This is a genomic window from Cellulosimicrobium sp. KWT-B, from assembly GCF_002127155.1.
Classification (GTDB): Bacteria; Actinomycetota; Actinomycetes; order Actinomycetales; family Cellulomonadaceae; genus Cellulosimicrobium; species Cellulosimicrobium funkei.
In genome coordinates, this window is the sequence record NZ_NEDO01000001.1 from 189,338 (window position 1) to 214,103 (window position 24,766).

At 76.0% G+C, this 24,766-nt stretch carries 23 protein-coding genes and 1 riboswitch; of the genes, 15 read left to right on the forward strand and 8 right to left on the reverse strand.

The annotated features are described in order from the left end of the window. Positions 1-18: 18 nt before the first annotated feature. From B9L22_RS00790 to B9L22_RS00800, 3 genes are all read left to right on the forward strand, one after another. The gene (locus B9L22_RS00790; RefSeq protein WP_031316040.1) at positions 19-240 is read left to right on the forward strand and encodes a helix-turn-helix domain-containing protein; all 222 of its coding nucleotides are present in this window, start codon (positions 19-21) and stop codon (positions 238-240) included. A gap of 1 nt (position 241) precedes the next feature. Beyond that, positions 242-817, forward strand: coding sequence for a Clp protease N-terminal domain-containing protein (locus tag B9L22_RS00795; RefSeq protein WP_086148915.1), 576 nt, complete (start codon positions 242-244; stop codon positions 815-817). Between the two features lie 172 nt (positions 818-989). After that, positions 990-1,691 carry a DUF6518 family protein gene (locus tag B9L22_RS00800; RefSeq protein WP_233139552.1) on the forward strand — a complete coding sequence of 234 codons (702 nt, stop codon included), beginning with the start codon at positions 990-992 and terminating at the stop codon, positions 1,689-1,691. A 79-nt stretch (positions 1,692-1,770) separates the two neighbouring features. Here the strand turns inward: B9L22_RS00800 and pcrA are convergent, their stop codons facing one another. Beyond that, positions 1,771-4,524, reverse strand: coding sequence for a DNA helicase PcrA (gene pcrA, locus B9L22_RS00805; RefSeq protein WP_086148916.1), 2,754 nt, complete (start codon positions 4,522-4,524; stop codon positions 1,771-1,773). Between the two features lie 170 nt (positions 4,525-4,694). Here pcrA and B9L22_RS00810 point away from each other — a divergent pair, with 170 nt between their 5' ends. After that, entirely contained in the window at positions 4,695-5,075 is a 381-nt protein-coding gene (locus B9L22_RS00810; RefSeq protein WP_086148917.1) for a VOC family protein, read from the forward strand. A 17-nt stretch (positions 5,076-5,092) separates the two neighbouring features. On the opposite strand, the gene B9L22_RS00815 is transcribed toward B9L22_RS00810, so the two are convergent. Continuing rightward, positions 5,093-5,575, reverse strand: a complete 483-nt coding sequence (locus B9L22_RS00815; protein ID WP_086148918.1) for a DUF456 domain-containing protein — start codon at positions 5,573-5,575, stop codon at positions 5,093-5,095. 126 nt (positions 5,576-5,701) lie between these two features. Continuing rightward, entirely contained in the window at positions 5,702-6,067 is a 366-nt protein-coding gene (locus B9L22_RS00820; protein ID WP_021482514.1) for a hypothetical protein, read from the reverse strand. 409 nt (positions 6,068-6,476) lie between these two features. Here B9L22_RS00820 and B9L22_RS00825 point away from each other — a divergent pair, with 409 nt between their 5' ends. The 5 genes from B9L22_RS00825 to cobA are packed head-to-tail and all read left to right on the forward strand — an operon-like array spanning position 6,477 to position 12,913. Next, positions 6,477-8,222 carry a nitrite/sulfite reductase gene (locus tag B9L22_RS00825; protein WP_086148919.1) on the forward strand — a complete coding sequence of 582 codons (1,746 nt, stop codon included), beginning with the start codon at positions 6,477-6,479 and terminating at the stop codon, positions 8,220-8,222. Next, a complete protein-coding gene (locus B9L22_RS00830) occupies positions 8,219-9,106 on the forward strand; it encodes a phosphoadenylyl-sulfate reductase (protein ID WP_086148920.1) in 888 nt (295 codons plus the stop codon). Before B9L22_RS00825 ends, B9L22_RS00830 begins: the two co-directional genes overlap by 4 nt. A gap of 8 nt (positions 9,107-9,114) precedes the next feature. Beyond that, positions 9,115-10,110, forward strand: a complete 996-nt coding sequence (gene cysD / locus B9L22_RS00835) for a sulfate adenylyltransferase subunit CysD (RefSeq protein ID WP_086148921.1) — start codon at positions 9,115-9,117, stop codon at positions 10,108-10,110. Further along, positions 10,110-11,498 carry a sulfate adenylyltransferase subunit 1 gene (locus tag B9L22_RS00840; RefSeq protein WP_082774233.1) on the forward strand — a complete coding sequence of 463 codons (1,389 nt, stop codon included), beginning with the start codon at positions 10,110-10,112 and terminating at the stop codon, positions 11,496-11,498. The genes cysD and B9L22_RS00840 overlap by 1 nt, the downstream gene beginning before the upstream one ends. A gap of 20 nt (positions 11,499-11,518) precedes the next feature. Then, positions 11,519-12,913, forward strand: coding sequence for a uroporphyrinogen-III C-methyltransferase (gene cobA / locus B9L22_RS00845; RefSeq protein ID WP_086148922.1), 1,395 nt, complete (start codon positions 11,519-11,521; stop codon positions 12,911-12,913). A gap of 16 nt (positions 12,914-12,929) precedes the next feature. Here the strand turns inward: cobA and B9L22_RS00850 are convergent, their stop codons facing one another. Together B9L22_RS00850 and B9L22_RS00855 are read right to left on the reverse strand one after the other, a co-directional pair. Beyond that, on the reverse strand, positions 12,930-13,628 hold the full coding sequence (locus tag B9L22_RS00850) for a response regulator transcription factor (protein WP_021483838.1): 699 nt from the start codon (positions 13,626-13,628) through the stop codon (positions 12,930-12,932). Continuing rightward, a complete protein-coding gene (locus B9L22_RS00855; RefSeq protein WP_086148923.1) occupies positions 13,625-14,986 on the reverse strand; it encodes an ATP-binding protein in 1,362 nt (453 codons plus the stop codon). The genes B9L22_RS00850 and B9L22_RS00855 overlap by 4 nt, the downstream gene beginning before the upstream one ends. 136 nt (positions 14,987-15,122) lie before the next feature. Between B9L22_RS00855 and B9L22_RS00865 the strand changes: the two genes are divergently transcribed. Both B9L22_RS00865 and B9L22_RS00870 read left to right on the forward strand, forming a co-directional pair. Then, complete coding sequence (locus B9L22_RS00865) at positions 15,123-16,892, forward strand: PspC domain-containing protein (protein WP_304441577.1); 1,770 nt, start codon at positions 15,123-15,125, stop codon at positions 16,890-16,892. Then, complete coding sequence (locus B9L22_RS00870; RefSeq protein ID WP_086148926.1) at positions 16,892-17,542, forward strand: hypothetical protein; 651 nt, start codon at positions 16,892-16,894, stop codon at positions 17,540-17,542. Before B9L22_RS00865 ends, B9L22_RS00870 begins: the two co-directional genes overlap by 1 nt. 147 nt (positions 17,543-17,689) lie before the next feature. On the opposite strand, the gene B9L22_RS20715 is transcribed toward B9L22_RS00870, so the two are convergent. Further along, complete coding sequence (locus tag B9L22_RS20715; protein ID WP_369824777.1) at positions 17,690-18,496, reverse strand: hypothetical protein; 807 nt, start codon at positions 18,494-18,496, stop codon at positions 17,690-17,692. A 207-nt stretch (positions 18,497-18,703) separates the two neighbouring features. Here B9L22_RS20715 and B9L22_RS00880 point away from each other — a divergent pair, with 207 nt between their 5' ends. Continuing rightward, complete coding sequence (locus tag B9L22_RS00880) at positions 18,704-19,864, forward strand: glycosyltransferase family 4 protein (protein ID WP_086149591.1); 1,161 nt, start codon at positions 18,704-18,706, stop codon at positions 19,862-19,864. 4 nt (positions 19,865-19,868) lie between these two features. Here B9L22_RS00880 and guaA read toward each other — a convergent pair whose 3' ends face one another. Continuing rightward, on the reverse strand, positions 19,869-21,482 hold the full coding sequence (guaA, locus tag B9L22_RS00885) for a glutamine-hydrolyzing GMP synthase (RefSeq protein ID WP_086148927.1): 1,614 nt from the start codon (positions 21,480-21,482) through the stop codon (positions 19,869-19,871). Between the two features lie 42 nt (positions 21,483-21,524). Then, a complete protein-coding gene (thiE, locus tag B9L22_RS00890) occupies positions 21,525-22,235 on the reverse strand; it encodes a thiamine phosphate synthase (protein WP_086148928.1) in 711 nt (236 codons plus the stop codon). A gap of 44 nt (positions 22,236-22,279) precedes the next feature. Next, positions 22,280-22,381, forward strand: a riboswitch (TPP riboswitch). Between thiE and thiO the strand changes: the two genes are divergently transcribed. The 3 genes from thiO to B9L22_RS00905 all read left to right on the forward strand — a co-directional run bounded on the left by thiO (position 22,372) and on the right by B9L22_RS00905 (position 24,737). Further along, positions 22,372-23,646 (forward strand): glycine oxidase ThiO, encoded by a 1,275-nt coding sequence (thiO, locus tag B9L22_RS00895; protein ID WP_086148929.1) that lies wholly within the window; start codon positions 22,372-22,374, stop codon positions 23,644-23,646. It overlaps the preceding riboswitch by 10 nt. Positions 23,647-23,651: 5 nt before the next feature. Continuing rightward, entirely contained in the window at positions 23,652-23,885 is a 234-nt protein-coding gene (thiS, locus tag B9L22_RS00900) for a sulfur carrier protein ThiS (protein ID WP_076405108.1), read from the forward strand. A 9-nt stretch (positions 23,886-23,894) separates the two neighbouring features. Then, positions 23,895-24,737, forward strand: a complete 843-nt coding sequence (locus B9L22_RS00905) for a thiazole synthase (RefSeq protein WP_086148930.1) — start codon at positions 23,895-23,897, stop codon at positions 24,735-24,737. Positions 24,738-24,766: the final 29 nt, after the last annotated feature.

Below are 24,766 nucleotides of genomic sequence, written 5' to 3' on the forward strand. Positions count from 1 at the left end.
CAACCTAGATTGACACGCATGGAACCCGTCGACATGGACGCCGCGAGCAGCACCGACCCGGACGTCGGGCTGCGGGCCGTGCGGTCGCTGCGCGTGCTGGCCGAGCGCCTCGAGGCGCTCCAGGTCGAGCACGCCCGGTCGCTCGGCTGGTCCTGGCAGGAGATCGCCGACCGGCTCGGCGTCACGCGTCAGGCCGTGCACAAGAAGTACGGCGCGTCCCGCACCACGAGGAGGTCGTGACATGTTCGAACGCTTCGCCGCCGACGCCCGGGAGACCGTGGTCGGCGCCCAGGAGGTCGCGCGGGAGCGCGGCGACGACACCATCGACGGGGTGCACCTGCTCCTGTCGCTCGCCCGGCAGGAGGGCGGCGCCGGGGCGGCCGCGCTCGGTGCGGTCGGCGTGAGTCCGGCCGACCTCGAGCGCGAGGTCGACGCGGCCGGCGGGCTCGACCCGCTCGACGGCCCCGCGCTCGCGGCGCTCGGGATCGACCTGGACCAGGTCCGGGCCCGCACGGACGCCGCGTTCGGCCCCGGCGCGCTCGACCGGGCAGCGGACGACGCGCGGGGCCGCGGGCGCCGCCGAGGCCGCGCGCACATCCCGTTCACTCCCGAGGCGAAGAAGGTGCTCGAGCTCTCGCTCCGCGAGGCGGTGCACGACGCGTCGCGCGTGATCGACTCGGGCCACGTCCTCGCGGCCGTCGCGCGCAGCACGGGCTCGACGGCGCACCGGGCGCTCACCGGCGCGCTCACGGCCGCCGGGTCCGACGACGCCGGGCTGCGCGCCGCGCTCGTGACCCGGCACCGCGCGGCGTCCTGACCGGCACGCCGCGCCGCACGTCGCGGTCGGGCCAGGGGCGGGCGGGCGGCCGGCGGCCGCGTCACGGCAGGCTCCTCGGGCGCGGTCGTCCTGCCACGGGAGGACCGGGCGCGCGCTCGTGCCCGACGACGGGCTGACGCCCCGCGGCGCCCGGCGCACCTACCGTCGGGGTGTGCCCGACCAGACTGCGCTCCCCCACCGCTCCGACGCCCCCGCCCTCCGCACGCGCTCCGCGCCGGGCCGCCACGCCGGAGCCCCGGCGCCCGGTGGACAGCCGTGGGCGCGGGGCGCCGTCGTGCTCGCCGCGAGCTTCCTGCTCGGCGGCCTCACGTCCTTCGCCCAGGGCTTCCTGCCCGACGCCGCAGCCCCCTTCGCGAACTCGGCGAGCGGCTGGACCCTGCTCACCGCGCTCCTCGTCGCCTGGGCCGCGCGCGACGCGCGGACCCGGACCTGGCACGCCGCCGTGCTGGGCGCGGCGAGCTTCGTGCTGCTCACCCTCGGGTACACGGTCGCCGCCGACCTGCGCGGGTTCTTCTACGACCCGACGCTGTTCGGGGTGGTCGGCCTCGTCGTCGGCCCGTTCGTCGGGGTCGCGGCGGCGTGGCTGTGGCGGGCGGGGGTGCGTGCGGCTCTCGGCACGGCGGTGCTCGCGGGCATCGGCCTCGGCGAGTCGGTGTACGGGCTCACCACGGTCGTCGAGACGACGGGTGCCACGTACTGGGTGGTGATCGGGCTCGCGTCGCTCGTCCTGCTCGCCGCGATGCTGACCCGGCGTCTGCGCGGCCCCGTCCCGGTGGTCGTCGCCGCGGGAGGCACCGCCGTCGTCGCGACGGCGTTCGTCCTCGCCTACCGCGCGCTCGGCACGATCGGCTGACGTCCCACGCGCACAGGGCGCTCGACCGGCCGGTCGAGCGCCCTGTGTGTCGGCGCGCGGTGCGTCAGAGCGTGGAGCGTCAGAGCTTCGTGACGGGCGAGTACCGCAGCAGCAGCCGCTTGGTCCCGTCCGCGCCGAAGTCGATCTTCGCGACGGCGTTCGGCCCCGCGCCCTCGAGCGAGACGACCGTCCCGAGCCCGTACGCGTCGTGCGTGACCTTGTCGCCGACGGCGAGGTTCGGCACGTCCCCGTCGGCCCGCGGCGTCGCCGAACCGAACTTCGCCCCGCCGGGAGGCGAGCCGAACGCGGCGCGGGCAGGGGCCGACGACGACGGGTCGTGGCGGGTCTGGCGGGAGCGGCCCGAGGAACGAGGGCCGCGGATGGTAGACCCGTCGTCGTCGGCGCCTGTCCGCGCCCCCGACCCGAATCCGGAACGCGAACCGGACCACGAGCCCGACCCGCGACCCCAGACGGACCCGCCCGCGCGCAGCGTCGCCATCGACGACTCGCGCCGCCGCCAGTCCCACAGCTCCTCGGGGATCTCCTCGAGGAACCGGCTCGGCGGGAACTCGTTCGCCATGCCCCACGCGGAGCGCACCGCGGACCGCGACACGTAGAGCCGCTCGCGCGCGCGGGTGATGCCCACGTAGGCGAGGCGGCGCTCCTCGGCGAGCTCGGCGTCGTCGTGCAGGGACCGCATGTGCGGGAACGTGCCGTCCTCCATGCCGGTGAGGAAGACGACGGGGAACTCGAGGCCCTTCGCGGTGTGCAGGGTCATGAGCGTGACGACGCCCGGGTCCTCCTTCTCCTCGCCCTCGTCCTCCTCGTCGGCGCCGTCGTCCGCGGGGATCTGGTCCGCGTCGGCGACGAGCGAGACGCGCTCGAGGAAGTCGGACAGCGTGCCCTCGGGGTCGAGCTCGCTGAACTCCGTCGCGACGGCGTGCAGCTCGGCGAGGTTCTCGACGCGCGTCGCGTCCTGCGGGTCGTCGCTCGCGCGCAGCTCGGCGAGGTAGCCCGTGCGGTCGAGGACGGCGCCGAGGATCTCGGACGGGCTCGCGCCGGAGTCCGCGAGCTCGCGCAGCCCCGTCATGAGCTCCGCGAAGGCCCGCAGCGGGTTGAGCGTGCGGTTCGTCAGGCCGGGTATCTCGTCGATGCGGGCGAGCGCCGCGCCGAACGAGATGCGCTCGCGGTCCGCGAGCGCCGCGACGGCGCCCTCGGCGCGGTCGCCGAGACCGCGCTTGGGCACGTTGAGGACGCGGCGCAGGTTGACGTCGTCGTCGAGGTTGTCGATCGCGCGCAGGTACGCCACGGCGTCCTTGACCTCGCGCCGCTCGTAGAAGCGCGTGCCGCCGACGACCTTGTACGGCAGGCCGACGCGGATGAGCACCTCCTCCAGCGCCCGGGACTGCGCGTTCGTGCGGTAGAAGACCGCGACGTCGCCGGGACGCACGCCCTCGGTGTCGCCGAGGCGGTCGATCTCCTCCGCGACGAACCGCGCCTCCTCGTGCTCGTTGTCGGCGACGTAGCCGATGACCTTCGCGCCCGCACCCGAGTCCGTCCACAGGCGCTTGGGCTTGCGGTCGGGGTTGCGCGAGATGACGGCGTTGGCGGCCGAGAGGATGTTCTGGGTCGAGCGGTAGTTCTGCTCGAGCAGGATGGTCCGGGCGTCCGGGTAGTCGGCCTCGAACTCGAGGATGTTGCGGATCGTCGCGCCGCGGAACGCGTAGATCGACTGGTCGGCGTCGCCGACGACCGTGAGCTCGGCCGGGTCGAGCGCCGGGACCTGCGCCTCGCCCGTGCCGCTCGTCGCCGCGTCGGTCGCCGCGGAGTCCTCGCCCACGCCCGCGAGCTCGCGCACGAGCACGTACTGCGCGTGGTTGGTGTCCTGGTACTCGTCGACGAGCACGTGGCGGAACCGGCGGCGGTAGTGCTCGGCGACCGCAGGGAACGCCTGGAGCAGGTTCACCGTGGTCATGATGATGTCGTCGAAGTCGAGCGCGCTGGCCGCGACGAGACGGGCCTGGTAACGCGTGTAGACGTCGGCGAGCACCTGGTCGAACTCGGGCACGTTCGCGCCGTGCTGGCCGCCCCGCGCCGCGAGGCCGTCGTCCGTCGCGTGGGCGCCGGAGTCGCGCGCGTAGGTCTCGGGGTCGATGAGCTCGTTCTTGAGGTCCGAGATCTTGTTCGCGAGCGACCGGGCCGGGTACTTCTTCGGGTCCAGGTCGAGCTCGCGCGTGACGAGGGTGATGAGCCGCTGGGAGTCCGCGGCGTCGTAGATCGAGAAGCTCGACCGCAGGCCGAGCGTCTTCGCCTCGCGCCGCAGGATGCGCACGCACGCCGAGTGGAACGTGGAGACCCACATGTTCCGCGCCGACGGCCCGACGAGCGCCTCGACGCGCTCGCGCATCTCGGCCGCGGCCTTGTTGGTGAACGTGATCGCGAGGATCTGGCCCGCGCGCGCCCGGCCCGTGGCGAGCAGGTGCGCGATGCGGTGCGTCAGCACGCGCGTCTTGCCCGACCCGGCGCCCGCGACGATGAGCAGCGGCCCGCCCGCGTGCACGACGGCCTCGCGCTGCTGCGGGTTGAGCCCGTCGAGCAGCGCGTCGGGGTCGAGGTGCGCGTACCGGCCGCGGCGCTCGCCCGACGGCGCACCGCCGGTCGTCCCCGGCGCGCCGTCCCCGGCGGGCGACCCCGCGCCGTCGGGCACGGCCGGGTCGTCGGTCCAGCGCGGGGCGGTCCGCGGGAGGCGGGACTCGCCGCCGTGGTCGACGCGCGGGCCGTCGAACAGCGTGTCGAGGCCGGGCAGCGGGAGGTTCTCGAAGAGCGAAGCCATAGCCCCTCCAGCCTAGGCGCCCGCGCCCACACCCGGCACCGCCCTGCCGCCGAGTCCACCGACGAGCGCCACCGACGGGTGGTGCCGATGAGTCCCGCCGCCCGGTGCGGTCTCCCCGATCGTCCGCAGCACGTGCGCGCAGCACGGGCCCGCACCACGAAGGAGTCACCATGACGACGACGCACCTCACGGGCGTGCACACCGTCGCGATCCCGGTCGCCGACCAGGACCGCGCGCTCGCCTACTACACCGGGACGCTCGGCCTCGAGCTCCGGATGGACGGTGAGCTCCAGGAGGGCTTCCGCTGGATCGAGGTCGCGCCCCCGGGCGCCGCCACGTCCGTCGCGCTCGTCCCGGCCGACGACAGCCGCGGCGCGGGCGTCGACACCGGCATCCGCCTCACGACGACGGACGCCGCGGGCGACCACGCGACGCTCACCGCGGCGGGCGCGGACACGGGCGAGCTCCTGCGCTGGGAGGGGGTCCCGCCGATGTTCGCGCTGCGCGACGCCGACGGCAACACCCTCTACGTGATGGAGCTCCCCGGCTGACCGGGGACACCCCCGGGTCAGGTGATCGCTAGCCCGACGCCCCACGTCGCGGCGGCGAGCAGCCCGCCGAGGAGCTGGACGAGGATCGTGATGCCGGTCGCCTGCATCGCGGCGACCGTCGCGCGCCAGGCGGCGTGCCGGTCGCGGCGGCGCACGAGCTCGGCGAGGAACACGGCGAGCACGAACCCGATGAAGAGCCCGACCACCGGGATGACGAAGAACCCGACGACGCCCGCGATCCCGCCCCACACGAGGGTCGACCACGGGACGTCCGCCCGGCGCATGTGCCGACCCGCGAGCACGTACTGGGAGACCTCGGCGGCGACGACGAGCACGGCCGCGACCGCGAAGACGACCCAGGCGGCCGTGCCGCCCGTGACGATCGCCCACACGAGGATCGCCCCGAGCACGAGCACGTTCCCGGGCAGGATCTGCACGACGATCCCGATCAGCCCGACCAGGATCGCCAGCCCGACGAGGACCTCTCCACCGACGCTCACGGGGGAAACCCTCGCACGTCCGGCGCGCTACGCACGCCCCGCGGACCCGACCGGGCGGTCACCGCTCCGGGGACGACGACGGCCCGCCGACGCGGGACGTCGACGGGCCGGGTGCCGGTGGTGCGGTCAGTTCCAGAACACGGCGACGAGGATGTTGACGAGGGTCAGGCCGCCGATGGCGTGCTTGAGGCCCGGCGCCACGGCGCCGTCGGAGGACTTGGCCCCCTGGCGCTTGGCGACGAACGCGAGGACGGCGATGACGAGGGCGACGACCAGCTTGACGCCGATCTTGGCCATGTCCGGGCCGCCGTCGCCCCAGACCGAGGCCTCGCCGATCCCGACCATGGCGATCCCCGCGACGAGCGCGGTGAGCGCCCCGTGGAAGACGCCCTTGTACAGGCCCGGCGAGCGCAGGGACGCGAGGTAGCCACCGAGCACGATGGCCCACCCGATGAAGTGCAGCGCGACGAAGACGTTGTAGAGGAACTCCATGGGCCCATGGTATTTGCTGACGACCCTGTCGTGAAACTTTGCACAAGGTGAGATGCGCCCGGTGACCAGACCGCTCGACAAAGCAGACTGGATCGGTCTACTATTTCCGGTTTCCCACCATGCGGACCAGGGCTGTCCACGCGTCCGGACCGCGGCTACTGTTCTCGGCATGACCACGGCTGCCCGCACCCTCCCCGTGACCTCCGGTCACGGGACGCCGGCGTGCGCGCACACGTGTCTGAGCTGTTGTCGCTGAACCGCGCCCGACTCAGCCGAGCCATCGCTCGCCTCTCTTCGCGAGAACCCCTGAGAACCGGCGCGCGCCGTCGGTCCTCAGCCACTCGCAGCACCCTCGCTGAGCGCTCGCCGTCGCGCGTCCCCGCCCCCGACGAGGACACGAGGAACCCCGATGACGCAGGCACCGACTGCGCCCGAGGCCACGGACGGCAGCACTCCTCCCGCCCGTCCGCCGCGGACCGCCGAGCGCCCCGCGCGCGCCGCACGACCGAACGGGCAGTGGAAGGTCGACGGCACCGAGCCGCTCAACGCGAACGAGAAGTGGAAGCAGGAGGACGGCGGTCTGTCCGTCCGCGAGCGCATCGAGACGATCTACGCGCGCGACGGCTTCGACTCCATCCCCGGCGACGACCTGCACGGACGCTTCCGCTGGTGGGGCCTGTACACGCAGCGCAAGCCCGGGATCGACGGCGGCCGGACCGCCACGCTCGAGCCGCACGAGCTCGAGGACCGGTACTTCATGCTCCGGGTCCGCATCGACGGCGGGGCGCTCACGACCGAGCAGCTCCGCGTCGTCGCGGGCATCTCGACGGAGTTCGCCCGCGACAGCGCGGACATCACCGACCGCCAGAACATCCAGCTCCACTGGGTCGAGGTCGAGGACGTCCCCGAGATCTGGCGCCGTCTGGAGTCCGTCGGGCTGCAGACGACCGAGGCGTGCGGCGACGTCCCGCGCGTCGTGCTCGGCAGCCCGGTCGCGGGCATCGCCGCCGACGAGCTCATCGACATCGGCCCGGCCGTCGCGGGGATCACCGAGAAGTACATCGGCGTCCCCGAGCTCGCGAACCTGCCCCGCAAGTTCAAGACGGCGCTCACCGGCCACCCGAGCCAGGACGTCGTCCACGAGATCAACGACGTCGCGTTCGTCGCGCACCGCCACCCCGAGCTGGGCGTCGGGTTCGACCTGTGGGTCGGCGGCGGGCTGTCCGCGAACCCGCGTCTCGGGGAGCGCCTGGGGGCGTTCGTCACCGAGGAGCAGGTGCCCGACGTGTGGCACGGCGTCGTGCAGATCTTCCGCGACTACGGCTACCGCCGGCTGCGCAACAAGGCCCGGCTGAAGTTCCTGCTCGCCGACTGGGGGCCGGAGAAGTTCCGGGAGGTGCTCGAGACCGAGTACCTCGGGTACGCGCTGCCCGACGGCCCCCCGGCGCCCAAGCCGTCCGTCCCCGGCGACCACGTGGGCGTGCACAAGCAGAAGGACGGGCTCAACTACGTCGGGGCCGCACCGTACGTCGGGCGCGTGTCCGGCACGATCCTCGCGAACGTCGCCGACCTCGCGGAGTCGGTCGGGTCGCACCGCGTGCGCCTCACCCCGCACCAGAAGCTCCTCGTCCTCGACGTACCGGACGAGCACGTCGAGCACGTCGTGTCGACGCTCAAGGAGAACGGCCTCGACGCCCGGCCGAGCCCGTTCCGGCGCAGCACGATCGCGTGCACCGGCATCGAGTACTGCAAGCTCGCGATCGTCGACACCAAGGACACCGCGACCGCGACGATCGACGAGCTCGAGCAGCGGCTCGGGGACCTGTCCCAGATGAAGCCGCTCTCCCTGCACGTCAACGGCTGCCCCAACTCGTGCGCGCGCATCCAGACGGCGGACATCGGCCTCAAGGGCCAGCTCGTCATGGACGACGACGGCCAGCAGGTCCCGGGCTTCCAGGTCCACCTGGGCGGCGGGCTGGCCTCCGACGACCGCGAGCTCGCGGGGCTGGGCCGGACCGTCCGCGGGCTCAAGGTGACCGCGGACGACCTCACCGACTACGTCGAGCGCGTCGTCCGGCGCTACGAGAGCGACAAGGACGGCTCCGAGACGTTCGCCGAGTGGGCGCACCGCGCGGACGAGGAGGCGCTCCGATGACCGCGGACCTGACCGGCGGGACCGCCGCACCCGCGGGCACCGACCCGCTCGCGGCGCTGCGCGCCGCGGCGCGGGCCCGGACGGAGCAGCGCGAGGAGGCGAAGGCCGCGCACCACGCGGAGCGTGCGCGGCAGGCCGCGCAGGGCCGGGAGAAGCGCCCGACCGACGAGCTGCGCGAGATCGCGCGGCGCGGCGCCGAGCTGCTGCACGGCGCGGGCACGCCCGGCGTCGAGGGCGCCGCGCGCCCGGAGGCGACCGCCGACGAGGTCGTCGCCTGGGCCGCGCGCGAGTTCGGGACGTCCGTCGCGGTCGCGTGCTCCATGGCCGACGCGGTGCTCCCCCACGTCGTCGCGGCGCAGATCCCGTGGGTCGACGTGCTGTTCCTCGACACGGGCTACCACTTCGCCGAGACCGTCGGGACGCGGGACGCCGTCGAGCAGCAGCTGGACGTGACGATCGTCGACGTCAGGCCCGAGCTCACGGTCGCCCAGCAGGACGCGGCGCACGGCAAGGACCTGTTCGGCCGCGACCCGGCGCTGTGCTGCCAGCTGCGCAAGGTCGAGCCGCTGCACCGCACGCTCGCGGGCTACGAGGTGTGGGTCACGGGCGTGCGCCGCGACGAGGCGCCGACCCGGACCGGCACGCCGCTCGTCACGTTCGACGAGAAAAACGGGCTCGTGAAGATCAACCCGCTCGCGGCGTGGTCGTTCGACGACCTGCTCGCGTACGCGGCGCGGCACCAGGTGGTGCTCAACCCCCTGCTCCACGACGGCTACCCGTCGATCGGCTGCCAGCCGTGCACCCGGCGCGTCGCGCCGGGCGAGGACCCGAGGGCCGGCCGCTGGGCGGGGCTCGACAAGACAGAGTGCGGACTCCACGTATGAGGACGGGCATGACGACCATCGACCTGACGACCGACGCGCCGGGCTCCCCCGGCGCCTCCGCCGCCGCGGGCACGACCCCGGCCGCGGCGCTCCCCGGCGGGCGCCGCCTCGCCCAGCTCGACGCGCTCGAGAGCGAGGGCATCCACATCGTGCGGGAGGTCGTCGCCGAGTTCGAGCGACCGGTCCTGCTGTTCAGCGGCGGCAAGGACTCCGTGGTGATGCTGCACCTCGCGGTCAAGGCGTTCGCGCCCGGCCCGGTGCCGTTCCCCGTGCTGCACGTCGACACGGGCCACAACTTCCCCGAGGTCCTGGCCTACCGCGACGCGACGGCCGAGCGCCTCGGCCTGCGCCTCGAGGTGGCGCGCGTGCAGGACTACATCGACGACGGCCGGCTGCGCGAGCGCGCCGACGGCACGCGCAACCCGCTCCAGACGCAGCCGCTGCTCGACGCCATCTCGGGGCACCGGTTCGACGCCGTGTTCGGCGGGGGTCGTCGCGACGAGGAGAAGGCGCGCGCCAAGGAGCGCGTGTTCTCCCTGCGCGACGAGTTCGGCCAGTGGGACCCGCGCAACCAGCGCCCGGAGCTGTGGAACCTCTACAACGGGCGACACCGCCCGGGCGAGCACGTGCGCGTGTTCCCGCTGTCGAACTGGACCGAGCTCGACGTGTGGCGCTACATCGCGCGCGAGCGCATCGAGCTCCCCGAGCTCTACTACGCGCACGAGCGCGAGGTGTTCGACCGCGACGGGATGCTGCTCGCCGTCGGGCCGTACTCCGCGCCCCGCACGGACGCCGAGACCGCGTCGCTGCGGACGGAGACCGTGCGCTACCGGACGGTCGGCGACATGTCGTGCACCGGCGCCGTGCGCTCGGACGCAGCGGGCGTCGACGACGTCATCGCCGAGGTCGCCGCGACGCGCATCACCGAGCGCGGCGCGACCCGCGCCGACGACCGCCTCTCCGAGGCCGCCATGGAGGACCGCAAGAAGGAGGGGTACTTCTGATGGGCACCCAGACCACCACCGGCACCGTCACCGCCGACGCGGCGCCCCCGCTCGACGACGCGCGCCGCGGCACGCTGCTGCGCCTCGCGACGGCGGGCTCCGTCGACGACGGCAAGTCCACGCTCGTGGGCCGCCTGCTGTTCGACTCGAAGTCCGTGCTCGCCGACCAGCTCGACGCGGTCGAGCGCGTCTCGCGCGACCGCGGGCTGGAGACCGCCGACCTCGCGCTGCTCACCGACGGCCTGCGCGCCGAGCGCGAGCAGGGCATCACGATCGACGTCGCGTACCGGTACTTCGCCACCGCGCGCCGGTCGTTCATCCTCGCCGACTGCCCCGGGCACGTGCAGTACACGCGCAACACCGTGACGGGGGCGTCGACGGCCGACGTCGTCGTGCTGCTCATCGACGCGCGCAAGGGCCTGCTGGAGCAGACGCGCCGCCACCTCGCGGTCGCGAGCCTGCTGCGCGTCCCGCACGTCGTCGTCGCGGTGAACAAGATCGACCTCGTCGACTACAGCGAGGCGCGCTACGCGGAGCTCGCCGCGGACATCCGGGCGGCGGCGACGTCGCTCGGCGTCGGCGACGTGCACACGATCCCCGTCTCGGCGCTCGTCGGCGACAACGTCGTGGACCGGGCGAGCGCGCGCACGCCCTGGTACGACGGCCCGAGCCTGCTCGAGCTGCTCGAGGAGCTCCCGACGGGCGACGACCCGGAGGCCGAGGCGTTCCGCTTCCCCGTCCAGGTCGTCATCCGCCCGCAGGCCGCGGCGGACGAGCGCTACCGCGACTACCGCGGGTACGCCGGGCAGGTCGCGTCGGGCGTCGTGACGGTCGGCGACGAGGTCGTGGTGCTGCCCTCCGGGCGCCGCACGACGGTCGTCGGGATCGACACCGCCGACTCCCTCGCGAGCGGCACGGAGCTCACCGAGGCGTTCGCCCCGCAGTCGGTGACTATCCGCCTCGCCGACGACGTGGACGTCGCGCGCGGCGACCTCCTCGCGTCCGCGGCCGAGGCCCCCGACGTCACGCAGGACGTCGAGGGCACGGTCGCGTGGCTGGGCGACCGTCCGCTCCTGCCCGGCGCGCGCGTGCTGCTCAAGCACACGACCCGCACCGTGCAGGCCGTGGTGCGCGACGTCGTCGGGCGCCTCGACCTGGACACGGCCGAGCTCGAGCCCGCCGAGCGCCTGGAGCTCAACGACATCGGCCGCGTGACGCTGCGGCTCGCGTCGCCCGTCGCGGCCGAGGAGTACGTCGTGGCGCGCCGCACGGGCGCGTTCCTGCTCGTCGACGCCCAGGACGGCGGCACGCTCGCCGCCGGCATGGTCGGCGACGCGCTCGCCGCCGCCCGCCGGCCGGCGGAACGCCCCGGCTCCTACGCGATCTAGACGACACCTAGGCTGGCACCGTGACCGCACCCATCCACGAGACGTACCCCCTCGGCCTGCGTCTCGACGGCCGCCGCGTCGTCGTCGTCGGCGGCGGCCCCGTCGCGGCGCGCCGCGCCCGAGGCGTCCTCGACGCGGGCGCGGTCGTGACCGTCGTCGCGCCGTACGTGTGCGAGGACCTCGCCGAGCTGCTCGCGGCCCACGGCCCGGGGACCGCCGGTCACGCGGCGCACGCGCCGGCGGCCGTCCCGGCGCCGGACGCCCGGCTCTCCTGGGTGCGGCGCGACTACCTCACGGGCGACCTCGACGGCGCGTGGCTCGTCCACACCGCGACGGGCGACGCCCGCGTCGACGCCGAGGTCGCGGCCGACGCCGAGGCGGACCGCGTCTTCTGCGTCACCGCGGGCGACGCCGAGCGCGCGACCGCGTGGGTCCCGGCCGTCGCGCGCACGCTCGCGCCGGGCGCCTCCGGAGCCGGGGAGGCCGAGGTCACGGTGGCCGTCAACGCCGGCCGGGACCCACGGCGCGCCCAGCGCGTGCGCGACGCCGTCGCGGTGCTCCTCGAGACGGGCGAGCTGCCGCTGCGGGCGGTGCGGCCGGCCCGCGCCGTCGCCGCGGCGTCGGGCGACGCCGGGCACGAGGCGACGGGGGCGGGGTCCGTCACCGCGCCGCTCGTGCGGCCCGTGGGCTCCGTCGCCCTCGTCGGCGGGGGGCCGGGCGACGCGGGCCTGATCTCCGTGCGCGGGCGACGCGTGCTCGCGGAGGCCGACGTCGTCGTGGTCGACCGGCTCGCGCCGCGCGCGCTGCTCGCCGAGCTCGGCGACGACGTCGTGGTGGTGGACGTCGGCAAGACGTCGGGCAACCACCCCGTGCCACAGGACGAGATCAACCGGATCCTCGTGCACCACGCGCTCGTGGGGAAGCGGGTCGTCCGGCTCAAGGGCGGCGACCCGTACGTGTTCGGGCGGGGTGGCGAGGAGCTCGACGCGTGCCGCGCCCACGGCGTCCCGGTGGAGGTCGTGCCCGGCGTGACGAGCGCCGTCTCCGTGCCCGCCGCCGCGGGCATCCCGGTGACGCACCGGGGCCTGTCGCGCGGGTTCACCGTGCTCACGGGCCACGAGGACGTCGGGAAGGTCCCCGCCGCGAGCGACCACACGGTCGTCCTGCTCATGGGTGTCTCGCGCCTCGCGGAGACGGCCGCGGCGCTCGTCGCGCAGGGCCGCTCGCCCGAGACGCCGGTCGCGGTCGTCGAGGACGGCTACGGCCCGCGCCAGCGGACGACGGTCGGGACGCTCGCGACCATCGCCGAGCGGGCCCGCGAGGCCGGCGTCCGGCCCCCGGCCGTGACCGTCGTCGGGGACGTGGTGACCCTCTCCCCCGCCTGGCCGCCCCGCACCCCGCCCGCCCCGCGCTGAGCGCGGGGGCCGCGGCTCAGAGGAGGCGGCGCTGGGCTGCCCAGCGGGTGAGCTCGTGACGGGACGACAGCTGGAGCTTGCGCAGGACCGCGGAGACGTGGGTCTCGACGGTCTTGATCGAGATGAACAGCTCCGACGCGACCTCGCGGTACGTGTACCCGCGCGCGATGAGGCGCATGACCTCCTGCTCGCGCGCGGAGAGCCGGTCGAGCTCGTCGTCGTGCACGGCGACGTCGCCCGCGCCCGTGCCGAACGCGTCGAGCACGAAGCCCGCGAGCCGCGGCGAGAACACCGCGTCGCCGCCCGCGACCTGCCCGACGGCGGCCGACAGGTCCGGCCCCGAGATCGCCTTCGTCACGTACCCGCGCGCGCCGGCGCGGATGACCGCGACGACGTCCTCCGCGGCGTCGGACACGGACAGCGCGAGGAACCGCACGTCGCCCAGCACGTCGGCGCAGCGCTGGATGACCTCCGCGCCCCCGCCGCCGTTCCCGCCGGGCAGGTGCACGTCGAGCAGCACGACCGGGGGCCGCAGCTCGTGCACGCGCGCGACCGCCGACCCCACGTCGTCCGCCTCGCCCACGACCGTGACGAGCGCCGGGTCGAGGCTCGCGCGCACACCGGCCCGGAACATGTGGTGGTCGTCGACGAGCACCACGGGCACCGGCCCGGTGGCGGGTGCGCCGTCGGGCGTCGCGCTGGGGATGGTCGTCACGGGGTCTCCTCGCTCGGTGCGGTCCGCGCCGGGCCGGGGTCCGTCGGCACGTCCGTCGACACGGCCCGCGGCACGCGCAACCGTACCTCGGTGCCCCACCCCGGCCGGCTGATGATCTCGGCCTTTCCCCCGCGGCGCTGCACGCGCCCGAGGATCGACTCGCGCACCCCGAACCGGTCGGGGGCGACGTCGTCCATGTCGAAGCCCTCGCCCCGGTCGCGGACGAACACCTCGACCGCGGCGTCGCTCACCTCGAGGTAGACGGAGTACGGCGGCCCGCCGTGCGCGACGGCGTTGACGAGCGCCTCGCGCGTCGCCTGGAGGAGCGCCGCCGTCTCCTGCGTCGGGGTGCAGTCCCCCACCACGACGACGTCCACGACGACCGGCCCCGGCTCGGGCGCACCGGGCGCCGCGCCGATCGGCTCGGCGCGGCGGCCCACGCGCCCGTCCTCGACCTCCGCGACGAGCGCGCGCAGCTCGGCGGCGAGCGACGTGCCCGGCGAGGGGCGGTCGTCGTAGAGCCACTCGCGCAGCTCGCGCTCTTGGGCGCGCGCGAGGCGTGCGACCGTGTCGGCGTCGGAGGACCGGGCGCGGATGAGGGCGAGCGTCTGGAGCACGGAGTCGTGCAGGTGCGCGGCGATGTCGGCCCGCTCGGCCTCGCGCGCCCGGGCGGCGCGCTCGTCGCCGAGCTCGCGCACGAGCCGCAGCCACCACGGGGCGAGCACGATCGCGACGCCGGCGAGCACCGCGACCGCGGCCACCGCGGCGCGCACGATCTGGGTGGGCCGCGCGTCCTGCCCCACGAGCAGCACGATGCCGACGAGCACGAGCACGACGCCGCCCGCGATGCGCAGGACGCCGGCGGGCGTGCGCCCGCCCGCCCGCGTGAGCAGCCGGCCCCGCTCGACGGCGTCGAGCTGGCTCCACGCGAGCGCCGCGCCCGCGAGCGCGATGAGCACGGGGATGACCCACGAGACCTCGACGTCGACGCCCGTGCGCAGCGCCACGAGCAGCGCGGCGCCGCCCAGGAGGACGACGCCGATCGCGACGTCGCGCACGGGCAGGCGCCGCACGCTCCCCTGGAGGCGCGGCGCGAGCCGGGACAGCGAGGCGGGGCGCTGCTCGTCGCGCGCGGCCAGCGGGTCGCCCGACGGGACGGTGAGCCACCAGAACACGTACAGGGCGACGCCCGCGCCGCCCGCGAGCGCGAGGAGCGCCATGACGAGGCGCACGACCCCGACGCCGACGCCGAGGTGCGCCGCGAGGCCCGCGCACACGCCACCCACCCACCGGCCGCGCTCGGGGCGGCGCAGCGGCAGGTCGCGCGGTCGGGCGCCGGGCCGGGCTGCTGTCGTCACCCCCCGATCGTCACACGGCGCGGACGCCCCGAGCGCCCCCGGGCGGGGAAACCAGGGTCGGGCCCCGGACGGTTCAGGGTCGGGTCAGGGTGGCACCCGATACCGGCGGCGCGCCCCGCGCACCAGCATGGTGGTCATGAGCACTCCCGACCTCCCCGGACCCGGCGCCCAGCCCGGGAGCTCCGGCGGCGACACCCAGACGCCCGGCGCGCAGCCGGGCACCGTCCCCCCGGGGCCGAGCGGCCCCGACCACGGCGGCGGACCGGGCTGGACCGGCCCCGCCGGCCCGCCCCCGGGTGCACCGGGCGCGGCGCCGGGCGAGGCGCCGGGCGAGGCGCCCCGGCGTCCGAGCGGCGCCGACGGCTTCTTCGACGCGGTGCGCCGCGTCGGCATCTACCGCTCGGACGACCGCTGGATCGGCGGCGTCGCGTCCGGCGTGGCGGAGCGGTTCGGGATCGACCCGCTGGTCGTGCGCGGCCTGCTGTTCGTGACGTTCTTCCTCTCCGGCGCCGGGCTCGTCCTGTACGGCGCGGCGTGGGCGCTGCTGCCCGAGCGCCGCGACGGTCGCATCCACCTCCAGGAGGCGTTCCGCGGCAACGTCGACGTCGCGCTGCTCGGCGCCGCGGCGTTCGTCGTGGTCGGGTTCTCGTGGGGCGGCGGCTGGTGGTCGTGGTGGGACGCGCTCCACCTGGGCTGGCTGACCGGCCTGTTCTGGGTCGCGGCCTTCGTCACCGTCGCGGTCGTCGCGGTCTCGGCGCTCACGCAGCGCGGCCACCGCAGTGGCCAGGGCGCGCCTCCGCAGGCTCCGCCGTGGCCGGGCGGCCCGGGTCACGGTCCGGGTGGTCCGGGTCACGGCCCGGGCGGCGCCGGTCCGGCGCAGGGCCCGTACGCCCCGGGCCACGGCCCGACGGCGACCCCCGGCGCCCCCGCGGGCGGCGCGCCCTCGGACGCCCCGTGGGGCAGCCCCGGCCCCGCGTACCCGGGCGGCCCGACGTACCCGGGCGGCCCGACGACGTCCGGCACCCCCGGCGGGTCGCCCGCGGGCGGCGCGCCGACGGGGACGCAGGACGACGCGGTCTGGTCGGCGGAGGCGAGCCCGTACGCCGCCTCCAAGCCCGCCGTGACCGCGCCCCTCCCCCCGCACGCGCCGTACCCCTCGTCCCCGCAGGGCGGCGCACCGCAGCCGCCGCTCCCGCCGCAGCCGTCGCGCGCCCCGCGCCCGCCGAAGCCCCCGCGCCCGCGCGGCCCGGGGGCGACGACGACCGGCGTCGTCGTCGGGCTGAGCCTCCTCCTGGGGGCGCTGCTCCTCGTGCTCGACCGCCAGGGCGCGCTGCCCTGGCCGGTGTTCCTCACGTGGGCGGGCCTCAGCGGGATCCTCGCGGGCCTCGCGATCGTGGTCAGCGGGCTGCGGGGCCGGACGAGCGGCGGCCTCGGCTGGCTCGCGGTGGTCCTGCTCGTCGTCGCGCTCCCCGCCTCGGCCTGGCGCACGACCCCGTTCACCGTGTTCGTCGACGACTCCGTGCGGACCGTCACCGACGGCACGCACCGCATCACCGACCCCGACGTCGCCGAGCAGGGGTTCGGCGTGTCGTTCGGCGACCCGCGCATCGACCTGTCCGACCTGGACCTGTCCGACGCGACCGGCGGCTCGCCCGTCGAGGTGCCCGTCCGGCTCGGCGCGGGCGACGCGACGGTCGTCGTGCCCGACGGCGTCCCCGTCCGCGCCGAGGTCCAGGTGCTCGCGGGCAACGCGCGCTGGCACGTGGACGGCGACCGCCAGGAGATCGGCGGGGTCAGCACGCAGCCGGTGACGTTCGACAACGACGAGGTCCAGGCGGGCGACGACCCGCTGCTCGTGCTGCAGGTCGAGGTCGGCGCCGGCCAGGTCACGATCGAGGAGGACTGATGAACGACGAGAACCGCCGCGACGACGACACGCGGCCGCTCGGGGACGAGCTGTTCGAACCCGCCCCCGCGCAGGACCCCGGCCTGGCTCAGCAGCCGGACCGCCGGGAGGCGTCCGGGACGGACGCGACGGTCCCGCTCCCCGCCGTGACGCCCACGGCCGACGCCCGCGCGACGACCCCGCTCCCGGCCGCGGCACCGCTGACCGACACCGGGGCCACGACGCCACTGCCTGCCACGCCGCTGCCCGCCACGCCGTCGGCCGACCCGCTGTCGGTCGACGGATCGTCCGTCGACGCGCCGCCCGTCGGTGCCCCGTCGGCCGGTGCCCCGTCGACTGGTGCGCCGCTCTACGGCGCGGCCCCGACGACGTCGGGCGCCGACCCGTCGCCCACGAGCGGGACGCCCGGCGCGGGCGGGACGCCCGGCGCGGGCGGGTTCCCGGACCCCGGCCCGCTCCCGCGGCGCGGCCCGCGCGTCGCGACGATCGTGTGGGGCTTCGTCATCGTCGCCTTCGCCGTCGTGGTGCTCGCGGCCGCGCTCGGTGCCCGTGTCGACCTGGGGCTCGCGACGATCGTCGTGCTCGCCGCGGCGGGCGTCACGCTCGTCGTCGGGTCGATCGTCTCCGGGGCACGACGCCGTCGGGGCTGAGCCGCACCGGGACCTCCGGGTACGCCGAGGGCCGTGGCACGTCGTGCCACGGCCCTCGGTGTGCCCGAGCGACGCCGCCCCGCACGCTCTCCCCGGTGCGACCCGGTGGGAGCGGGTCCTCGGCGCCCGGACGGGCTGCCGGGACGGTCAGGGGGTCGGCTCGTCGCCCCGCCGCGCCGGGCCGTCGGCCCGGTGCTCGGGCGTGGTCGGCCCGGTCGTCGTCGTCGGGGTGCCGGGCGACGCCGCGGGCGAGGAGCCCGGTGCGCTCGGCGTGCCCGTGCCGGCGGCACCGGTCGGCTCGACGGGCGTCGCCGTCGTGCCGGGAGCGGCCGCGCGGGCCTCGGCGCCGGGGGTCGAGAGCGCGGAGGGGCGGCCCGGGGACGTCGGCTCGGGGCGCACCGGAGGCGCCGTCGGCGACGGCTCGACGTGCCCCGGCGCGGCGTGCGCGGGTGCGGCGTGCCGACCGGCGTCCGACAGGTCGCCCGACGACGAGTAGCCGCCCGGGGTCTCGACGGCGACGCTCGGCCCGCCCGCGAGCCGCCGGAGCGCGATGCCGACGAGGATGAACAGGATGCCCAGCCCGATGACGAGCGCGCACACCCCGAACGCGACGACGGACGTGAACAGCGACGCGCGCAGGAACGAGGCCGTCATGACGGTCTGGCGCGTGGGGTCGTCCTGGTCGAGCTCGGCGTAGGTCTTGCCGTCGCTCGCCTCGAGGGCGTGCTTGTTGATGACCTCGGCCTGCGCGTACGCGGTGAGCGGCCCGTTGACGTGGCGCCCCGCGAGGAACGACGCGTCGTCGGAGACGGTGATCTCCTCGGCGGACAGCTGGTTCGACACGACGATCCATGTGCCGATGCCCGCGAGGAGAAGGATGATGCCCGCGATGATCGACACGAGGCCGATGCCCCGTGCCCCCTTCGTCGGTGTGACGGTGACGGTGCTCGACATGGCGCGTTCTCCCCTTCGTCAGGACCCACCTGCAGCCGCCCGCGCGAGACCGCCCGCGGGTGCGGGCCGGTCACGGGACGGTCGAACCACCCATACGGGGCCCACGGTAGCGACGGGAGACGCCCACCGCGCGGCGAACGCGCACCTCAGGGCGGGCGCGGCGACGACCGCGCGGCCCGCCAGGGTCGGGATGGGAGGATGCGGTCCGTGCGCATCACCCACCTGACCGACTGCTACCTGCCGCTGCTCGGCGGCATCGAGACCCAGGTCGCGCGGCTCGCGCAGCAGCAGGCGGCCGCCGGTCACGACGTCGCGGTCGTCTGCACGACGCCCGCGCGCCCCGGCGCGCACGGAGTGTCGACCGAGCGGGACGGTGACGTCACGGTGCACCGGCTCGCCGCGCGCGTCCCGGGCGGCTACCCCGTGCACCCGCGCGCGCCGCACCACGTGGCGCAGGTCCTGCGCGCCGACCGGCCCGACGTCGTGCACCTGCACATGGGCGTGCTGACGCCCTCCACCCAGGCGTCGCTGCGGACGGTCGTGCGCGCGGGGCTGCCCGCGGTGCTCACCGTGCACAGCGTCTGGGGCGGCGCGGAGCGCGCGTTCGCCGGGCTCGACCGCGTGGTCCGCTGGTCCCGCTGGCCCGTGCTGTGGTCGGCCGTGAGCGAGCTGACCGCCGCTCCCCTGCGCCGCATCGTCGGCGACCACGGCGAGGTCGTGGTGCTGCACAACGGCCTCGACCTCGACGCGTGGCGCGTCCCGCGCACCGAGCGCGCCGACCGCATGGAGGGCTCGGCCGTCCACGTCGTGGCCGCGACGCGGTTCGCGCCCCGCAAGCGCGTGCTGCCGTTCCTCGAGGTCGTGCGCGACGCCGTCGCGCGCCTCCCCGAGAGGGCGCTGCACGTGACGCTCGCCGGGGACGGACCCGAGCTGGCCGACGCGCGGCGCTTCGTCACCGAGCACGGGCTGGGGTCGGTCGTGTCCCTCCCGGGGCGGCTCGACGCGACGGGCCTCCAGCGGCTCTACGCGCGCGCCGACGTGTTCGCCGCGCCCGCCGTCGAGGAGGCGTTCGGCATCGCCGCGCTCGAGGGCCAGGCCGCCGGGCTGGCGGTGCTCACCCGCTCGCAGTCGGGCGTGGCGGAGCGCCTCACCAACGGCGTCGACGCGCTCGTGGCGGACGACGACGCCGGCCTCGCCGACGCGCTCGTTCGCCTCGCGACCGAGGACGGCCTGCTCGACCGGATCGTCGCGCACAACCGCGACGTGCCGTCGTCGGCGGGCTGGCCGCGCGTGCTCGCCGACGTGGAGCGGGCATACGAACGGGCCGCGACGATCGCCGTGGATCGTCGGGCCCGTCCGTCCCGCTAGGGGGTCACTCCCACTCGATGGTGCCCGGGGGCTTGCTCGTCACGTCGAGCACGACGCGGTTGACCTCGGAGACCTCGTTGGTGATGCGCCTCGAGATGACGGACAGCACGTCGTAGGGCAGGCGCGTCCAGTCGGCCGTCATCGCGTCCTCGGACGAGACGGGGCGCAGCACGATCGGGTGGCCGTAGGTGCGGCCGTCGCCCTGGACGCCGACCGAGCGGACGTCGGCGAGCAGCACGACCGGGCACTGCCAGATCTCGTCGTCCAGACCCGCCTTCGTCAGCTCCTCGCGCGCGATCGCGTCGGCGGCGCGCAGCGTCTCGAGGCGGTCCGCCGTGACCTCGCCGACGATGCGGATGCCGAGCCCGGGGCCCGGGAACGGCTGGCGCGCGACGATCTCCTCGGGCACGCCGAGCTCGCGGCCGACCGCGCGGACCTCGTCCTTGAACAGGGTGCGCAGCGGCTCGACGAGCGAGAACTGCAGGTCGTCGGGCAGGCCGCCGACGTTGTGGTGGCTCTTGATGTTCGCCGCGCCCTCGCCGCCGCCGGACTCGACGACGTCCGGGTAGAGCGTGCCCTGCACGAGGAACTTCACCTCGGCCCCGTGCTCGCCCGCGTCCTCGACGATCTGGCGCGCCGCGTCCTCGAACACGCGGATGAACTCGCGGCCGATGATCTTGCGCTTGGTCTCCGGGTCGCTGTGCCCGGCGAGCGCGGTGAGGAACCGCTCCTTCTCGTCACGGATCACGAGGTTGACGCCCGTCGCCGCGACGAAGTCGCGCTCGATCTGCTCCACCTCGCCCGCGCGCATCAGCCCGTGGTCCACGTGCACGCACGTGAGCTGGTCGCCCACCGCGCGCTGCACGAGCGCCGCGGCGACGGCGGAGTCCACGCCGCCCGAGAGCGCGCAGATGACGCGCGCGTCGCCGACCTGGGCGCGGATCGCCGCGACCTGGTCCGCGATGACGTTGCCGGGCGTCCAGTCCGGGGCGAGGCCCGCGCCGTCGTACAGGAAGTGCTCCAGCACGGTCTGGCCGTGCGCGGAGTGCTTGACCTCCGGGTGCCACTGCACGCCGTAGAGGCGACGCTCGCGGTCCTCGAACGCGGCGACCGGCGAGCCCGACGACGTCGCGAGGACCTCGAAGCCCTCGGGCGCGCGGTGCACGGCGTCGCCGTGGCTCATCCACGTGGTCTGGTTCTGCGGCGTGCCGTCGAGCAGCACGCCCGCGGCGCACACCTCGACCTCGGTGCCGCCGTACTCGCGCAGGCCCGTCTGGGCGACCTCGCCGCCGAGCGCCTTCGCCATGGCCTGGAAGCCGTAGCAGATACCCATGACGGGCACGCCTGCCTCGAACAGCGCCGGGTCGACGAACGGGGCACCCGTGGCGTACACGGACGATGGGCCGCCCGAGAGGATGATCGCGGCCGGGTCCTTCGCGAGCATCTGCTCGACCGTGAAGGTGTGCGGCACGATCTCGGAGTAGACCTTGGCCTCGCGCACGCGGCGCGCGATGAGCTGCGCGTACTGGGCGCCGAAGTCGACGACGAGCACGGGCCGCGGGGTCGAGGCGACCTCGGCGGTGGTGGGGGTGTCGGGAGCGGTGGCGGGTGACGTCACCCGTCCAGGATAGTCGCCGCGCGGCGGGGCTCGTCCCGCGTCTCAGGCGTCGGCGGGCACCTCGGCGCGCGCCGCGACGCGCTCGCGCAGGGCGCGGGCCGCCGCCTCCGGGTCGCTCGCCGCCGTGATCGCGCGCACCACCACGATCCGGGTCGCGCCCGCGTCGAGGACCGCGTCGAGCCGGTCCGCGTCGATGCCGCCGATCGCAAACCAGGGCGTCGCGGGCCGGGTCGCCGCGACGTCCCGTAGCAGGTCGAGGCCGACGGCGGCCCGTCCCGGCTTCGTCGGGGTCGCCCACAGCGGACCCACGCAGAAGTAGTCCACCGCCGGGTCGGCCTCCGCCGCGGCCGCCTGCGCGGCCGAGTGCGTGGACCTGCCGAGCACGGGCCCCGCGCCCAGCAGCGCCCGGACCGCCGGCACGGGCAGGTCGCGCTGACCCATGTGCACGACCGGCGCGCCCGTGACCGACGCCACGTCCGCCCGGTCGTTCACGGCCCACAGCGCGCCGTGCTCCGTCGCGACCCGCGCGACGAGCTCCTGGAGCTCGAGCTCGCGCGCGACGTCGAGCGTCTTGTCGCGGAGCTGCACGACGTCCACCCCGCCCGCGAGCGCCGCCCGCAGGAAGTCCTCGAGGTCGCCGCGCTCCTCGCGCGCGTCCGTGCAGAGGTAGAGCCGCGCGTCGGCGAGCCGGGCGCGTACGGCGTCCGCCGACGGGGCGGGAGTGGCCGGGGTGGTGGAGGTCTCGGAGCTCACCCGCGGGAGCCTAGCCTCGGCGGGTCCTCGGCAGGAGGTACTGTGGCCGACAGCACGGGAGCCCCGCAGGGGGCTGAGAGGGCGTCGCCGCCGACCGTCGAACCTGATCTGGGTCATGCCAGCGAAGGGAGCGCACATGAACCTGTCCGTCCACCCGTCCGCGGGTGGCGCCGTCGTGCCCGACGGCGCGCGCGACGTCGTCGTCGTGGGGGGCGGGATCGTGGGTGTCGCCGTCGCGTGGCGCGCGGCGCGCGCGGGGTTGACCGTCACGGTGCTCGACCCGGCGCCGGGCGCGGGCGCGACCCACGCCGCAGCGGGGATGCTCGCACCGGTGACCGAGGCCGACTTCGGGGAGGAGGCCGCCCTGCGGCTCCACCTCGCGGCCGCCGCGGCGTGGCCGGCGTTCGCCGCGGACCTGCGCGCGGCGACGGGGGCGGACGTCGGGCTGCGGACCGCCGGGACCCTCACCCTCGCCTACGACGCGGACGACCTCGCGCTGCTCCGCCGCGTCCTCGCGCTGCACGCCGCGCACGGTCTCGCGTCGCACGAGCTCACCGTCGCCGACGCGCGCCGCCGCGAGCCGTACCTGGGCCCGCGCGTCGCCGGGGCGGCGTGGGCCCCCGCGGACCACGCCGTCGACCCGCGCGCGGCGCACGCCGCGCTGCTCGCCGCGCTCGGCGGAGGCGACGCCGCGGGTGCGGGCTCGGCCACCGGGGCGCGCGTCGTCCGCGCGTCCGCGACCCGGCTCGCGCTCGATGGCGGGCGCGTGGTCGGCGTGCACGACGACGCGGGCCGGCTCCACCGCGCGGGTGCGGTCGTCGTCGCGGCGGGCTGGCAGTCGGGCGCCCTCCTCGCGGACGTGCCGGGCGTCGTCGTGCCCACGCGGCCGGTGAAGGGTCAGACGCTGCGGCTCGACGCGGGCCCGGACCTCGCGCTGGAGCACGTCGTGCGCGGGCTCGTGCAGGGCCGGCCGGTGTACGTCGTGCCGCGCGACCCCGAGCCGGCCGGCCCGCGCGCCGGGCACCGGGAGGTCGTCGTCGGGGCTACCACCGAGGAGAACCCGGACGACCGCCGCGCCACCGCCGGCGGGGTCTTCGCGCTCCTGCGGGACGCGCGCGCCCTCCTGCCGGGGATCGACGAGGCCGCGCTGGTCGAGGTGACGCCGCGGGGGCGCCCCGCGACCCCGGACAACCTCCCGCTCGTCGGGCCGACGGACGTCCCGGGGCTGCACCTCGCGACGGGCCACGGCCGCAACGGCATCCTGCTCGCCCCGCTCACGGCGGACGCCGTCGTCGCCGGGCTCGGCGGGCTCTCCGGCCTGGGCGGGACCGAGCCCGGCGACGACGTCGCGACCGCCCTCGCCACCGCCCGCACCGACCGCTTCGCCCGCACCGCCACCACACCGAGGTGAGACCCGTGACCGCACCCGCACCCACCGCGCTCGTCAACGGCGAGCCGTACCCGCTCGACGGCGACGTCGACCTGGAGCGGCTCGTCGCCGCGCTCGTCCCCGCCTACGTCGCCGACGGCACGCCGCAGGGCGTCGCGGTGGCCGTCGGGGACGCCGTCGTGCCGCGCGGCGCCTGGGCGACGACCGTCGTCGCGCCCGGGGACCGCATCGAGATCGTCACCGCCGTCCAGGGCGGCTGAGGAGGACCCATGACCACGACCGACGTCTCCCCCGCCACCGCGAGCGGCCCGGCCGACGCCGACGACCCGCTCGTCGTCGCCGGCACCCCGATCGGGTCGCGCCTCGTCATGGGCACCGGCGGGGCCGCGAACCTGCTCACGCTCGAGGACGCGCTCGTCGCGTCGGGCACCGCCCTGACGACCGTCGCGATGCGGCGCGTCGCCGTCCGCGCCGGCGGGGACGCGAGCCCCGACGCGGGGATCTGGGCGCTGCTCGCCCGCCTCGGCATCCGCGCGCTGCCCAACACCGCCGGATGCTTCTCGGTGCGGGAGGCCGTGCTCACCGCGCACCTCGCGCGCGAGGCGTGCGGCACCGAGTGGGTCAAGCTCGAGGTGATCGCCGACGACGTGACCCTCCTGCCCGACCCGGTCGGCCTCGTCGAGGCGGCGGACCAGCTCGTGCGCGACGGGTTCGTCGTGCTGCCCTACACGAACGACGACCCGATCCTCGCGCGCCGGCTGGAGGACGTCGGTTGCGCGGCCGTCATGCCCCTCGGGGCGCCCATCGGCACGGGGCTGGGCATCCTCAACCCGCGCAACATCGAGGCGATCGCCGCCGCGGCCCGGGTGCCCGTGATCCTCGACGCGGGGATCGGCACGGCGTCCGACGCCGCGCTCGCCATGGAGCTCGGCTGCGACGGCGTGCTCCTCGCGACGGCCGTCACGCGTGCCGCAGACCCGGTCCGCATGGCCCGCGCGATGCGCCTCGCCGTCGAGTCGGGCCGGCTCGCCGCGGGCGCCGGGCGCATCCCCCGCCGCGAGGGCGCCCTGGCGAGCTCGTCCCCGCAGGGCCGCCTCGACCTGGCCCTCTGACCCCGTCGACCAGGCCGTCCCGGCGGGCC